The organism is Pseudoalteromonas sp. 78C3 (assembly GCF_002836695.1).
Classification (GTDB): domain Bacteria; phylum Pseudomonadota; class Gammaproteobacteria; order Enterobacterales; family Alteromonadaceae; genus Pseudoalteromonas; species Pseudoalteromonas arctica.
This window is the reverse complement of the sequence record NZ_PJAV01000121.1, coordinates 41,117-55,225: the sequence shown is the minus strand read 5'-3', so window position 1 is coordinate 55,225 and position 14,109 is coordinate 41,117. Positions and strand designations below refer to the sequence as shown.

Annotated in this window: 12 protein-coding genes; 6 read left to right on the top strand and 6 right to left on the bottom strand. The window is 39.2% G+C overall.

Annotated elements, in window-relative coordinates; genetic code table 11:
- Positions 1–143: 143 nt before the first annotated feature.
- Positions 144–1,034, bottom strand: a complete 891-nt coding sequence (locus CXF76_RS05265; RefSeq protein WP_010552533.1) for a TIGR01777 family oxidoreductase — start codon at positions 1,032–1,034, stop codon at positions 144–146.
- Positions 1,035–1,204: 170 nt separating this feature from the next.
- Here CXF76_RS05265 and CXF76_RS05260 point away from each other — a divergent pair, with 170 nt between their 5' ends.
- Positions 1,205–2,242 carry an AI-2E family transporter gene (locus CXF76_RS05260; RefSeq protein ID WP_024590908.1) on the top strand — a complete coding sequence of 346 codons (1,038 nt, stop codon included), beginning with the start codon at positions 1,205–1,207 and terminating at the stop codon, positions 2,240–2,242.
- A 69-nt stretch (positions 2,243–2,311) separates the two neighbouring features.
- Here CXF76_RS05260 and CXF76_RS05255 read toward each other — a convergent pair whose 3' ends face one another.
- From CXF76_RS05255 to CXF76_RS05245, 3 genes are all read right to left on the bottom strand, one after another.
- Positions 2,312–3,391, bottom strand: coding sequence for a flavin monoamine oxidase family protein (locus tag CXF76_RS05255; protein WP_101163199.1), 1,080 nt, complete (start codon positions 3,389–3,391; stop codon positions 2,312–2,314).
- 321 nt (positions 3,392–3,712) lie between these two features.
- Positions 3,713–4,945: a hypothetical protein gene (locus CXF76_RS05250; protein WP_101163198.1), complete on the bottom strand. Its 1,233-nt coding sequence runs from the start codon at positions 4,943–4,945 to the stop codon at positions 3,713–3,715.
- Complete coding sequence (locus CXF76_RS05245) at positions 4,935–5,558, bottom strand: hypothetical protein (RefSeq protein WP_007584982.1); 624 nt, start codon at positions 5,556–5,558, stop codon at positions 4,935–4,937. The genes CXF76_RS05250 and CXF76_RS05245 overlap by 11 nt, the downstream gene beginning before the upstream one ends.
- 158 nt (positions 5,559–5,716) lie before the next feature.
- Between CXF76_RS05245 and CXF76_RS05240 the strand changes: the two genes are divergently transcribed.
- A complete protein-coding gene (locus CXF76_RS05240) occupies positions 5,717–7,759 on the top strand; it encodes a glycoside hydrolase family 97 protein (protein WP_101163197.1) in 2,043 nt (680 codons plus the stop codon).
- Between the two features lie 22 nt (positions 7,760–7,781).
- On the opposite strand, the gene envZ is transcribed toward CXF76_RS05240, so the two are convergent.
- Together envZ and ompR are read right to left on the bottom strand one after the other, a co-directional pair.
- Positions 7,782–9,095: a two-component system sensor histidine kinase EnvZ gene (gene envZ, locus CXF76_RS05235; protein ID WP_007584979.1), complete on the bottom strand. Its 1,314-nt coding sequence runs from the start codon at positions 9,093–9,095 to the stop codon at positions 7,782–7,784.
- Positions 9,096–9,100: 5 nt separating this feature from the next.
- Entirely contained in the window at positions 9,101–9,820 is a 720-nt protein-coding gene (ompR, locus tag CXF76_RS05230; RefSeq protein ID WP_002959552.1) for an osmolarity response regulator transcription factor OmpR, read from the bottom strand.
- Between the two features lie 195 nt (positions 9,821–10,015).
- Between ompR and greB the strand changes: the two genes are divergently transcribed.
- From greB to CXF76_RS05210, 4 genes are all read left to right on the top strand, one after another.
- Positions 10,016–10,495 (top strand): transcription elongation factor GreB, encoded by a 480-nt coding sequence (gene greB / locus CXF76_RS05225; RefSeq protein WP_024607435.1) that lies wholly within the window; start codon positions 10,016–10,018, stop codon positions 10,493–10,495.
- A gap of 116 nt (positions 10,496–10,611) precedes the next feature.
- The gene (locus CXF76_RS05220) at positions 10,612–10,923 is read left to right on the top strand and encodes a hypothetical protein (protein WP_024607436.1); all 312 of its coding nucleotides are present in this window, start codon (positions 10,612–10,614) and stop codon (positions 10,921–10,923) included.
- 50 nt (positions 10,924–10,973) lie between these two features.
- Complete coding sequence (locus CXF76_RS05215) at positions 10,974–11,555, top strand: CBS domain-containing protein (RefSeq protein ID WP_024594284.1); 582 nt, start codon at positions 10,974–10,976, stop codon at positions 11,553–11,555.
- Between the two features lie 168 nt (positions 11,556–11,723).
- Complete coding sequence (locus CXF76_RS05210) at positions 11,724–14,051, top strand: Tex family protein (RefSeq protein WP_101163196.1); 2,328 nt, start codon at positions 11,724–11,726, stop codon at positions 14,049–14,051.
- The last annotated feature ends 58 nt before the right edge of the window (positions 14,052–14,109 follow it).

The window sequence follows — 14,109 nt, the reverse complement described above, 5'->3', positions numbered from 1 at the left end:
ATTTATTCTCTTTATTATAAAATGATGAAATATATATTTAACTAACTGTTGTAATTATTATGTATTAATAAGGAAAGATCAATTCAGTTAAAAGGATTGCTTTTTCAATTTTTATATTTTACCTCAAGAATTATTAACGCCCGCTAAACCAAACTCTCTAAAGCTGATTTAATATCAGGATGATGAAAACGATAATTATGAACGAGCGCCTTTTTAGGGACTACAAATTGTCCCGTTGTTAGTAAGTCTGACATTTCACCCATTAATAGTTTAAGTACTGCAGTGGGCATAGTGATAAATGCAGGTCGCGATAACGCCTCGCCTAAGCTTTTACCAAATTGAGCATTGCTTACAGGATTTGGCGCAGTTGCGTTAACAGGGCCAGATATTTCTGGATGCTTAATAATAAAGAGTATTAGCTGAATCATATCGTCGATGTGTATCCACGACATTCCTTGCTCGCCATTACCAATTGGGCCGCCTAAACACAATTTAAAGGCAGGGAGCATTTTACTTAATGCTCCACCTTTTTTAGCTAAAACAATACCCGTGCGCAAAAGGCACACTCTGGTGTGTTCTGATTGCGCGAGTAGCGCTGCATTTTCCCAGTCTTTACAAAGCTGGTGGCTAAATTCGTCGTGTGGGTTTTCAAAAGTTTCATCAATAGGGTTACTATTTTGTCGACCATAAAACCCAACGGCGCTTCCAGATATATAAGTATGCGGGGCAGTGCTACAAGCTTTAATAGCTTCACTAATTTGTTGTGTAACACCAATACGGCTGTCGCGTATTATTTGCTTTTGTTTGTCGCTCCAGCGTTTATTTACAATAGGTTCGCCAGCTAAATTAATAACAATATCAACAGTGTTAAAATCTACTGCATTGACATTGCTTACGGCTTTAACTTTATGGCCCAATAATACGTTTGCTTTAGTCGGATTTCGGCTAAGCACAGTAACAGTATTATGATGAAGTAAAAAAGGGCATAAGTGCTTACCAATTAATCCCGTCGCGCCAGTAACAAATATATGCATTATTAATCCTTACAATAAAATAGTAGCAAGTGATTAAAAAACATACTCGCTAGCAAACAGCTTTGCAAATTTATACGTAAAACAGGCTTTTATGATCACTTCGTAATTATTTCATTTAATTACCTTTTGCCTTACACTAAAGCCATATCATTAATAAAAGGATTAATAAATTGGCAAGTTTAACTGGAGTAAATAAAAGCTTAATAGTTTTTGCTTCCTTAGTGGTCGTACTCGCGGGGATAAAAGCGGCAAGTGTAATTATTATTCCGTTTATTTTGGCGGCGTTTATTGCCATTATTTGTAATCCGCTTATCAAGTTTTTTGCGCGCTACAAAATTCCTAAAGGCATTGCTGTTATGTTGGTAGTGCTTATTATAGTTGGCTTAGGTGTAAGCCTTGGCGGGCTTGTAGGGCAATCAATAAACGATTTTTCGCAGCAACTTCCTGAGTATAAAACACAACTCAAAGAAGAATTTGTATGGCTTGTAGATTTAGCATCTCAATACAACATACTGATTAATAAAGAACAGTTAATCAATATGTTCGACCCAGGTAAAATGGTTGATGTAGCCACTAATATGCTCACCGGTTTAGGTGGCGTAATGGCAAACATGTTTTTAATTATTTTAACCGTTGTTTTTATGTTGTTTGAAGGGCCAATGCTAAGCAAAAAAATACACATGGCACTTGAAGATCCCGATAGCAAAATGAAGCAAATTGACCGCTTTTTAGAGTCTATTAATTCATATCTGGCAATTAAAACGCTAGTAAGTTTAGGTACGGGTATTATTGCTGCGTTTTACTTATGGATTTTAGACGTTGACTACTTTGTGCTGTGGGGGGTATTGGCATTTATGTTCAATTACATTCCTAATATTGGGTCAATTATTGCGGCTGTACCGGCTGTATTACTTGCGCTTATTACTCAAGGTCCGTTAATTGCGGGATTGGTTGCTGCAGGTTATTTAACAATAAATACGGTAATGGGCAATATTGTAGAGCCTAAGTTTTTGGGCAAAGGGCTGGGTCTTTCAACGCTAGTGGTATTTTTATCATTAATATTTTGGGGCTGGTTATTAGGTACTGTGGGTATGCTTTTATCTGTGCCATTAACTATGATTGTAAAAATAGGTTTAGAAGCCAGTGCTGAAGGTAAGTGGGTTGCCACTCTACTAGGCAGTGGCGAAGACGTTGCTAAAAATAACTAACATTTATAACCATCAAGGGCTGTAAAATTAAAGCCCTTGATGGTTAAGTTATCAGTAAATACAGGGCTATTAATTAACAAAAAATTTAATAGCGTCATCCACCGCGTTTATTGCGCCTTCTAAATATCCTGCTTCTTGTTTTGCAAACTCACTCGCTACAAAATGAATGTTCAAGTTATTTAATTGCTCATCTAAGCCTGAAAAATCAAATTCTGGGTGCTGCGAAGGCTGAGTTTGATCGTCTCTATTAGCTACAAACTTATCGTCTGCCCAATCTTTAATAAAATACCCCGTTGCCTTTTCAGCATCTTTACCATAAAAGTAGCTAAGCTGCTGGGCACAGGCTTGAATTAATTGCTCTTTAGTTACTTGGTTTCTTGATAAGTAGGGCACACCTATAAAGCCAAATAATGCGGCGTAATTGCCATCTTCAGCACTGGCATCGTGAATTTCGACCATTGGGCCTACGCGACTAAAGCATTGTCCTGATAAGTTTTTATCACGCCAAAATGCATGTTCAAAAGTAGCTATAAATTTGGCTTGTCCTGCCATCCATGTAGGTACACTACTAAGGCGGTTTATGAGCGTTTGAGTAGCCCATAGTTCAGGTGTTAAGTGTGTTGTAACCATACGAGCAGGAATTGCTGAAATTAGTTTTTCAGTAGTAAAGTGCTTTATATTACCTAAGTGATTAACTGTAATTTGCCAGTTATTATCACCTTTTTTAAGCTCAGTGACATTGTGTTCTAATAACACTGAATCAGGATTAAGTTGCTCGTATAAGGCAGTTATTAGGGTATTCATGCCGTGCTTAAGCCTAAATAACTGCATATCTCCAGCACCTGCAATTTGTTGAGGTTGCTTGGAATTAGGCGCTTGATATAACACATCACCTTTGTTGTATTGCTCAAATATACTTAAGCGGAGTGACTTTACTAAAGCTTGAATTTTTGGTTGGTGGGGAAATATCCACGTAGGACCCAAATCAAAACTAACATCGTTATTTATTGGTGATTGCGCAGCAAAAATTCGGCCGCCTAATTGCGATTTGGCTTCCAGTAATAAGTACTCAATATTAAGCAGTTGTAATTTATACGCACTGTATAAGCCGGCCAGTCCGCCACCTATAATTATTACTGGTTTAGTCATTTGTTTACCTATTAGCTATTTAGCAATCTACTAGTAGGTAGTTTGTTTTGATATGAATAAATTGTCAAGTAGACTAAAGGGAACTAGTAGTGAAACGTAATACCAATCTGCTTATATACGAGGTCTATTTAACGTTAAGAAAATTACGCTAGAACTAGGCAAAAATTTTTGTATCTAGTTGTTCTAAATAAAAAATTTTTAACGACGTTATAGTGCAATTTAATTCGTTAAATTGATCAAAGATTTATGCAGGTTGGTATAATCTATACCAATTTTATTAAACTAAAAAGGGAGCATTTAAATGCTCCCTTTTTTATACTTTTAAAAACGCCATTGCGCATTTAGCATTATTTGCTGCTGCGAGATTCGTTCATTAAATCCAATTGGCTCTCTATTTTTTGCAGCACTTTTAAGTGCAGAACCTTCAACCCCTATTTGTAGTTTATTAGTGAGCTGGTAGCGCCATGTTGCGGTTAAGCCTTCCCCATTGCTGGCATTAGGGTCAAACGCAGTTGTGTCGTTGTCAGTAACTTTAAAATAATCATAACGTACTGAAACTCGATGTTTGCCTTCTTTATGGCTCAGCATTAAATAATGGCTATAAAAAGCATTATCAATTAATGCGTTACTGCCCATTTCAGTTTTACCATTAAGTACCTGTGCTATTAAACGTGTTTTACTATTAAACTTATAAAGCCAAGCGGCGCTTGTAAAGCGAGTATCCCAAGCATACTGCCCTGTACTAATATTAAGTGTGGTTGGGTCGCCATTATTGTTGTAATAATAAATTCGAAATTGTGATTTTTTTAAGTAATCCCAATGTACGCCAGCGTAATAGCCAAAACGACCGTCTACTTCTTCAAACGGTAAAACCTGATTAGCCTGCCAACGTAATTCGTATGCATTTAATGCCGCTATAGGCGCAAATTTAATACTTTCGTTAAATGTAGTTTGTCTATCGTGTAATGCAAAACCACGCCACGCAAGTAAAGTACCGGCAGGATCATTGCCTTTAAATGTAGCACCTACAAAACTAAAGCTATGAGCGCTGTTAAAACGTTTTGCTGGGCGCTTAATAGTTACCTCTGCGCCAACAGTGCGTACTTCCTCGCCTATCCAGCTATTAATAGCTGAGTTTGTATAGTTATAAGGAGAAGTCCACCCTATATCAGGATTTTCAAGCGACATAAGTGGGTAAAAGCCCCCCACGCGCATGTGCCATTTATAGTTGCTGTTAGATAGCGGCTGATACTTTATATAAGCCTGCGTAAAACCAAGGCCAACGTCAGAATCTTGATTCGCATTTAACACCCCATGAGCCGACCAACTAGATGCTAAATCAACATTAAAATCTAAAATACCTTGGGATAAAATAAGTTCGTCGCTTTTAGTATCGTGCCGATATAGCCCAAGACCGCCCTCTTGGAAGCTACGTATATCGTCCCCCTGCACGGCTCTAATTTGTATCAAGCCTTTTACTTGTGCATACAATGCATTACTAAAACATAAAGCACCGGCTAAAAATGCCAGCCTCATTAAGCGATTAATAGTCATCAAATTCATCCGTAGCAAAGTCAATTTGCTCCGCAATTTCCTGCTTTACTTTATAAGTGATAGGGTTAGTAGCCACAGTAATAGTTTGAGATTCAACCTTACTAATATCACTAAACCCAGAATGCCAAACACTTAACGTGTATTCGCCTGCATTGGCATTTAAATCAACATTCCCGTTTTCATCAGTGATTGCAAAAATAGTACTATCTACCACCACAATATAACCTAACATCCAATCATGAATATTACAGCCAAGCTCAACAACACCCGTTTGATCAAAAGTAATGGGCGCTTTTGGGTGCTCCTTATATAGCTTTAATTCGAACGTTTTGGCTTTAGAAAATGAATAAACATGATGCATGATTGAGTCCGCATTCGGAAACTCTACCTTTGCATTTTGTGGGACAACTAAAATACGCGGCTTAAATTCTCTATTTTGCTGGGTCATCGCATAAGGTGCTTCTGGAGGAATAACGCTAGAGGGGTCTCCTGCAGTTAGCCATACAACAGCATTAGGTAATGGGTCATTATTAGCATTTTTAATTGTAATATTTGCTGCAAAAACTCCAGTACTAACACTTAGTAAAAATACATAAAGTAAGCTTTTTATCATTTTCTTGTCGCTATTATCAATTTGTTTACATTATAGACCGATTAAGCCACCAAATTCTTTCTATTTTTTAAAACATTGAATACGTATGTAAGCAGTCGTATTAATCATCAACAGTCATTATCCTTAGATGTCACCACCGACTCATCTAAGGACACACCATGAGAATACCAGCACTTGTGCTTTTAGCCTTTGCTAGTAATAGCTACGGACAAACCGTAGAGCTAAAATCGCCAGACACACAAATAACAGTAAGCATCTCTGACGAAAACAACACGCCAAGCTACGCGATAAAATTTAAAAACAAAGCGGTTATAAACAAATCTTTACTGGGGTTTGAATTTAAAACACAAGCAGCTTTTAGCGACGGCTTTAAAATTAAAAGCATTGAACAACAAAGCGTTAACTCGCAGTGGCAACAACCCTGGGGCGAACGCCAAAACGTTATTGACGAATATAACGAAGTAGCCGTTACCTTTACAAAAAACGAGCCAAATAAAGGTACCTACACTATTCGATTTAAAGCATTTGATAGTGGTGTAGGTTTTAGGTACGAAGTACCACAACAAGCCGGGTTCGAACATACAGAAATAACCAAAGAGTTAACTGAATTTGCAATAAACAATAGCCATGATGCAACAGCATGGTGGATACCTGCTCGTGGCTGGAACCGCTACGAATATGTTTACAACACTACCCCACTTAACGAAGCTCCACTAGCTCACACACCATTTACGTTTAAAACAAGTGACGGTACTCATATTAGTATTCATGAAGCCGCACTTGTTGATTACGCAGGCATGGTGCTTAATCAACGCCGCTCTGGTACGTTCACTGCCGATTTAACGCCGTGGTCAGATGGTGTTGCAGTTAAAAAACAAGGTGCTTTTAAAACACCATGGCGCACCATTCAAATAGCCGACAGCGCTGTTGGCTTAGTTAATTCAGATATAATACTAAACCTAAACGAGCCCAATAAACTCGGCGACGTGTCGTGGGTTAAGCCTGGCAAATACGTGGGTATTTGGTGGGGTATGCATATAAACACGCAAACTTGGGGTAGCGGTAAAAAACACGGCGCCACTACGCAAACCACAAAATACTATATGGATTTTGCAGCGCAGTATGGTTTTGATGGCGTACTCGTTGAAGGCTGGAATATTGGTTGGGATGGCGATTGGTATTTTAATGGCGATGTATTTAACTTTACCAAACCGTACGACGACTTTGATATAGCAGCGCTTGCTCAATACGGCAAAGAAAAAGGCGTACAGCTCATTGGCCACCATGAAACATCAGGCAATGTAAGCAACTACAGTGACCAAATGGAAGATGCTTTTGCCCTTTACGAAAAATCAAACGTAAGCCAAGTAAAAACAGGTTATGTAGCCGATGGCGGAAATATAAAACGTATAGACAAAAACGGTATTGCTCGCCACGAATGGCATGACGGCCAGTTTATGGTTAACGAATACCTTTATAACGTAAAACTTGCGGCTAAGCATAAAATTAGCATTAATACTCACGAGCCAATTAAAGATACAGGCCTGCGCCGTACTTATCCAAACTGGATTGCGCGCGAAGGTGCACGCGGACAAGAATATAATGCATGGGGTTCACCACCTAATCCACCAGAGCATGTACCAATGCTTGCTTTTACCCGCATGCTTGCAGGACCAATGGACTTTACGCCAGGTATTTTTGATATGAGCTTTAATGGTTTAGGAGGCGATACAAACCGCCCACAAACTACACTTGCCAAACAACTTGCACTTTATGTTGTTTTGTATAGCCCAATTCAAATGGCTGCCGACTTACCTAAAAACTACTTGGCTAAGCCCGATGCATTTCAATTCATTCAAGACGTACCAACAGATTGGCAGCAAAGCATTGCTATTGATGGTGAAGTAGGCGACTTTATTGTATTCGCTCGTAAAGAACGTAAAAGCACTAAATACTCAGGAAACGATTGGTACCTAGGTGCTGTTACTGACGAAAAAGCCAGAACTATTGAGGTAAAACTCGACTTTTTAGAGCAAGGCAAAAAATTTGAAGCACAAATTTATAAAGATGGTAAAAGCGCAGAGTGGAAAAACAATCCGTACGATCTAGCTATCGAAAAACGTGTTGTAACTGCAAGCGATAAACTAACGCTTAAATTAGCCACTAGTGGCGGTACAGCTATTCGTTTTAAAGCACTTTAATATAATGGGCCCCCTGCATTTACTATGCAGGGGTTGATACCTTTATTGGCAAGTATACTTGTGCACTTAAACCGCCTTCTGGGCGGTTTTCTAGCTTTACTTTACCGTCGTGCATATCAACAATGCGTTTAATAATAGCAAGGCCTAAACCACTGCCTTCACTTCCGCGAGCTGCATCGCCTTGTTTAAAGGGCTCAAACACAGACTCTAGTTCGTTTTCAGGAATGCCGGGGCCATTATCGTTTACAGCGATAACTACATACTTTTTGTTTGAATTAAAGTAGCTAAGTACTTCAATATCGCCCTCAGAATAACGCAGCGCATTACCAATCATGTTGGTAATTACACGTTTAATAGCCACAGAGCTTAACGGTATATTGCCTATATTTGGATTACTTTTAAACGTAATAGTACGTTGATGCTGAAGCTCAGAATTAACAACCTCGGCAACTAAAGCATTTATATCTTCGCAGCTTAGTTCTTCACGTTTATGGTGGCGTAGATACTCAATAAACTGATCAATAATCCCGTTCATGTCTTCTATATCGTAAATAATACCTTCACGGAGATAGTCGTCTTCATCAACCATCATTTCGGTGGCTAAACGGATACGCGTAAGCGGCGTACGTAAATCATGAGATACACCGGCCATTAGTAAACGGCGGTCGTTTTCAAGTGCAGCAATTCCGCGCGACATTTGGTTAAACGCGCGCGTTACTTCTATTACTTCTGTTGAGCCTTGTTCTTCTAACTTGGTAGAAAAGTCGCCTTTACCCACTTTCACTGCAGCCTGTTGCAGTGCTTTTAATGGTCTATTAAGGTGCCTTGCAAACAACCACCCACCCAGCACACTTAAAAAGCCAATACTTGATAAGTAAAAAGTTAAAAACTCTAAGTTGTTCTCTTTAAAGCCTTTAAGCGGTACTTTTACCCAATAACCTGGCGCTTGCGGTGCTTCAACCCAATAAATCAACGGATCAGTTTGGCTAATACGTACACGAGAATAACCACCAAGTTGCTCAGTCATGCTGCGCGATAGCATAGAATATTCGCGGCTTTGCCCAAGCCCTTGACGCATCGCTTCTCGCTGAGTCATGACTTCAATGCCAGTAATTTCAAAAAACTTTGCAGATACTTCGTCGTTTATTTCAACGCCATCTTCCCAGTCAATGAATACTGTTTTAATTTGCTTAGCAAGCATCAAGTTAACTTGCTCAATGGTTGGTTTTACAACATAAAAACTAACCGTAACATAAGACACTATTTGATTTATGAGCAGCAGAGCCGCCACTAAAAAAACAGTTTGTCCAAAAGCACTGCGCGGAAACATGCCCATAAATATTACTTTTCACCGTCGGGAACAAACACATACCCCAAACCCCAAACGGTTTGAATATATCGCGGATTGGCAGCATCTACTTCAATCATGCGGCGAAGTCTCGACACTTGCACATCAATGCTTCGCTCAAGCGCACTGTAATCGCGGCCACGCGCTAAGTTCATTAGCTTATCGCGGCTAAGTGGCTCACGTGGATGCGAAACAAGCGCTTTAAGCACTGCAAACTCACCACTGGTAAGCGATATTGTTTTATCCCCTTCACTCATTTCGCGCGTTGCTAAATTAAGCGTAAATTTACCAAAAGCGATTAAGTTTTCTTCAGCAGCAGGTGCGCCTGGCACTTCTTTTGCTCGGCGACGTAAAATGGCTTTTATGCGAGCAAGTAGCTCACGTGGGTTAAATGGTTTTGGAATGTAATCGTCAGCGCCAAGTTCAAGACCAATAATGCGATCTACTTCGTCGCCCTTTGCAGTAAGCATAACAATAGGAATTTCATTTTCTTTTTGGCGTAAACGGCGGCAAATAGATAAGCCATCTTCGCCTGGGAGCATTAAATCGAGAACCATTAAGTGAAAGTTTTCTCGCTCTAGGAGTCTATCCATTTGCTCCGAGTTTCCTGCGGTTCTAACAATAAAGCCTTGCTCTACTAAATAACGTTCAAGCAAACTGCGTAAGCGCATATCGTCATCAACAACTAATACTTTTGTGGTTTCGTGTCCCATAATCTCTTTCTTATTTTTATATCCAATTACTAATTAATATAAATGAAAAACTTAATAATCAAAAACTAATTACTTGCTTAGATTGTTACTGAACATTTCAAAGCTTACTTACTCGTACTTTATTACATTTTACGCTCGACAAGTTTTGGCAAATTTAATAACGTGCACACCATTAGAGCTAATAAAGAATTCACCATGAAAACAAATTTAGTTACCCGCGAAGGTTACTTACAATTACAACAAGAACACGACCAACTATGGAACGTTAAACGCCCAGAAGTAACAAAAATAGTAAGCTGGGCAGCCAGCCTCGGAGATCGCTCTGAGAACGCAGACTATCAGTACAACAAGCGTTTGCTACGCCAAATTGACCGTCGTGTACGCTATTTACGCAAACGCATACCTGATTTAAAAATCATCGACTACTCTCCCGTTCAAGATGGAAAAGTGTTTTTTGGTGCATGGGTCGAAATTGAAAACGAAGAAGGTGAAACTAAAAAATTCAGAATTGTCGGACCTGATGAAATTTACGACCGAAAAGATTACATATCGATAGACTCACCTATGGCGCGGGCGCTAATTAAAAAACAAATAGATGACGATTTTGAGGTACCTACTCCTCAGGGTAAAAAACAGTGGTATGTAAACAGTATCGATTACCAAAAAAAGAAATAAAAAGTTTTGATTCAGATCATGTTAACTTTTGATTGTGTAAATTAAGCCAATAAGCTATAACTGAATTATTCAAGTTGATTTGTTTAATTTGAAAGCAGTTAATTAAGGTCGTGGTTATGTCAAACATAGTACAGCGCATATTAAATAATGCCGTATTGTTTGCACTTTTAATGAGTGTAAGTTTGACGCTGCATGCCAGTAACACTGAAGTAAACCTTGATAACGCTAAACTATCTAATCACTTTATTGCTTGTGACATTCCTGACCAAGCAAACCTCGATTTTGACGTAGACTCTCACGTTAATACTATTACCTTTAGGTCGCTTCAACCACTTCCTAATGTCGTAGATTCTTTTTATAAGAGCACCAATCTAAACAGACCTTTTAGCACTGCGTACCAACGCGGACCACCTAGCTATTTAATTTAATTCATTACTTTACAACTTAATTAAATTTTATAACTACTAAGGTGACTACTATGTCTAACTTTAAAGAATTACGTACTCAAAATGTTTCTCACGGCGTTATTGCAAGCACATTTGCAGATGATCAACCATTGATTGATTTATCATCTCCAGCGCTAAAAATGGTAAATAACTTTACTCAAAAAACGCCTATTCGTGCAGAGCATACAACAACGATTACAGATGCACTTAAACAAGTTAGTGCACAACAATCTGATTTTGTTTTAGTAACCGACGAGAACCAAAAATTGATTGGTCTTGTTTCTAGCGCCGATTTACAAAGCTCTAAAATTACTATTATTGCAGAGCGTTTAAATACCCCACGAAGTGAAGTAAGCTTGCGCGATATTATGACGCCAATTAGCCGACTTACAGGTGTAAGCATGCAAAGTTTAAGCTATGCATGTATTGGTGATGCGCTGCAAACAATGGAGCATCAAGGTGTAATGTTTTTATTAGTAACAACAGCAAGTAGCGAAATTTGTGGTTTAATTTCAGCTCGCCAAATAGCTAAAACATTACATATTCCACTACATATTAGCCCTATTGCTCACTCTTTCAGTGAAGTATTAGAAAACATTGAGCATCCTCACTAGGGCGCTCTTTTAGTTGAATTGATTTACTCCCTTCCCAACCATCTTAAAGCAAGTGAAATAGCTTGCTTTAAGAGCTTTTTATTACTACCTCCTGTGATATTATTCAAGCAATTAACGGCGCCAGTAACACGCTTCTGGTCTTATTTTATTGTATAAAAAGGTTTTTGCATGAGCGATATCTCTGCACGTTTAGCCGGTGAGTTAAACGCACAGCAGCAACAGGTTGTTGCAGCTACAAAATTACTTGATGAAGGCGCAACTGTTCCTTTTATTGCCCGCTACAGAAAAGAAGTTACCGGCGGCCTAGACGACACCCAATTACGCCTTTTAGAGCAGCGTTTATCGTATTTACGTGAACTAGAAGAGCGCCGTAGTTTTATTTTATCGACCATCGAATCGCAAAATAAATTAACGCCAGAGCTAAGTGCCGATATAACTAATGCACAAAGTAAAACTGAACTTGAAGATTTATACCTACCTTATAAAGCTAAGCGCCGTACTAAAGGCCAAATAGCAATTGAAGCTGGTTTAGAGCCACTTGCAGATGCACTATTTAAAGATGCTAACCTTGACCCAGAGCAACAAGCAGAGCAGTTTGTAAGTGCTGAAAAAGGCTTTGCAGATACAAAAGCGGTACTCGAAGGCGCTAAATTTATCTTGATGGAGCGCTTTGCTGAAGACGCAAAATTACTTGCTAAATTTAGAAGCCACATTAGTCAAAACGGCGCAATTGAAAGCACTGTAATTAAAGGTCAAGAGCAAGCGGGTGCAAAATACCGTGACTACTTCGAGCATCAAGAACTTCTCAAAAAAGTACCTTCTCACCGTGCGCTTGCTATGCTTAGAGCCCGAAATGAAGGTGTACTTCAGTTAAATGTTAATCCAGAGCCTAGCGCTGAAAATTCAGCGCAACTATGTGCCAACATGATTGCTGACCATTACCGTTTAGATATTAAATATAAAGCGGCAAGTCCTTGGTTATTAAACGTTGTGCAATGGGCGTGGAAAATTAAGTTAGGATTACACCTAGAGAATGAATTTTTTTCAGCAATGCGCGAAAAAGCAGAAGCTGGTGCAATCGACGTATTTGCTAAAAACTTAAAAGATTTATTAATGGCAGCACCTGCAGGCCCCCGTACTACTTTAGGTCTTGATCCAGGCCTTCGTACTGGCTGTAAGATTGCCGTTGTTGATAGCACAGGTAAATTACTAGCTACACAAACTATTTTCCCTCATGCACCACAAAATCATTGGGATAAATCAGTGCGTACGTTAGAGCAACTTTGTCGTCAGCATAAAGTTGAGCTAATTGCGATTGGTAACGGTACTGCATCACGCGAATCAGATAAGTTGGTTGCTGAGCTTATGAAAGCAAACAGCGAACTTAAACTTAGTAAAATTATGGTTAGCGAAGCGGGTGCATCGGTTTACTCAGCTTCTGAATTTGCAGCTAATGAATTTCCAGATTTAGATGTTTCTATACGAGGGGCTGTCTCTATTGCGCGCCGCCTTCAAGACCCTCTTGCTGAACTTGTTAAAATTGAGCCAAAATCAATTGGTGTTGGCCAATACCAACACGATGTATCGCAAAGCCAATTAGGCCAAAGTCTTATTTCAGTTGTTGAAGACTGTGTAAACTCAGTAGGCGTAGATTTAAACATGGCATCGGTACCGCTACTTACACGCGTATCTGGTTTGAACAAAACATTAGCGCAAAATATCGTTAATTATCGCGATGCTAACGGCACATTTACTAAACGTAGTGAGCTTAAAAAGGTTGAGCGTTTAGGGCCAAAAGCATTTGAACAAGCGGCTGGTTTTTTACGTATTAACAATGGTAGCGATCCTCTAGATAACTCATCAGTTCACCCTGAAGCTTATCCTGTTGTTAAACGTATTTGTGAACGCAATAGCGTAGATGTCAGTAACCTAATTGGTAACAGCGACTTTTTAACTAAACTTGCTGCTAACGATTACACTGACGAAAAATTTGGCTTACCGACCGTTACCGACATTATTACTGAGCTTGATAAACCAGGTCGAGATCCTCGCCCTGAATTTAAAACAGCTGAGTTTAAAGCCGGTGTTGAAAAAATTAGTGACCTAAAACCAGGTATGATTTTAGAAGGCGTGGTTTCAAACGTTGCTAATTTTGGTGCGTTTGTTGATGTAGGTGTTCACCAAGATGGTTTAGTGCATATTTCAGCAATCACGAATAAATTTATATCAGATCCGCGTGAAGTTGTTAAAGCTGGTGATATTGTAAAGGTTAAAGTTGTTGAAGTAGACGCTGCACGTAAACGTATAAGCTTTACTATGCGCTTAGATGACGACATTGACACAAGTAATAAGTCAGCAGCGCCAGCTACGCAAAAGCCACAAGCACGTGCTAATAATTCGCAACCTCGCGCTGCAAAGCCTAAACGTGACAACGGTAATGCGTTAATGGGTAATGCATTTGCCGATGCGTTCGCTAATGCTAAAGTGAAAAAATAATAGTTGTACAGCTAAGCTAAAACGAAAAAAACCGCGTAAGCGGTTTTTTTGTGGTTAC

Coding starts and splice junctions, on each gene's coding strand:
- greB (WP_024607435.1), top strand. CDS start 10,016: ATGAAAACAAATTTAGTTACCCGCGAAGGTTACTTACAATTACAACAA.
- CXF76_RS05210 (WP_101163196.1), top strand. CDS start 11,724: ATGAGCGATATCTCTGCACGTTTAGCCGGTGAGTTAAACGCACAGCAG.
- CXF76_RS05240 (WP_101163197.1), top strand. CDS start 5,717: ATGAGAATACCAGCACTTGTGCTTTTAGCCTTTGCTAGTAATAGCTAC.
- CXF76_RS05220 (WP_024607436.1), top strand. CDS start 10,612: ATGTCAAACATAGTACAGCGCATATTAAATAATGCCGTATTGTTTGCA.
- ompR (WP_002959552.1), bottom strand. CDS start 9,820: ATGGGACACGAAACCACAAAAGTATTAGTTGTTGATGACGATATGCGC.
- CXF76_RS05265 (WP_010552533.1), bottom strand. CDS start 1,034: ATGCATATATTTGTTACTGGCGCGACGGGATTAATTGGTAAGCACTTA.
- CXF76_RS05255 (WP_101163199.1), bottom strand. CDS start 3,391: ATGACTAAACCAGTAATAATTATAGGTGGCGGACTGGCCGGCTTATAC.
- CXF76_RS05245 (WP_007584982.1), bottom strand. CDS start 5,558: ATGATAAAAAGCTTACTTTATGTATTTTTACTAAGTGTTAGTACTGGA.
- CXF76_RS05250 (WP_101163198.1), bottom strand. CDS start 4,945: ATGACTATTAATCGCTTAATGAGGCTGGCATTTTTAGCCGGTGCTTTA.
- CXF76_RS05215 (WP_024594284.1), top strand. CDS start 10,974: ATGTCTAACTTTAAAGAATTACGTACTCAAAATGTTTCTCACGGCGTT.
- envZ (WP_007584979.1), bottom strand. CDS start 9,095: ATGGGCATGTTTCCGCGCAGTGCTTTTGGACAAACTGTTTTTTTAGTG.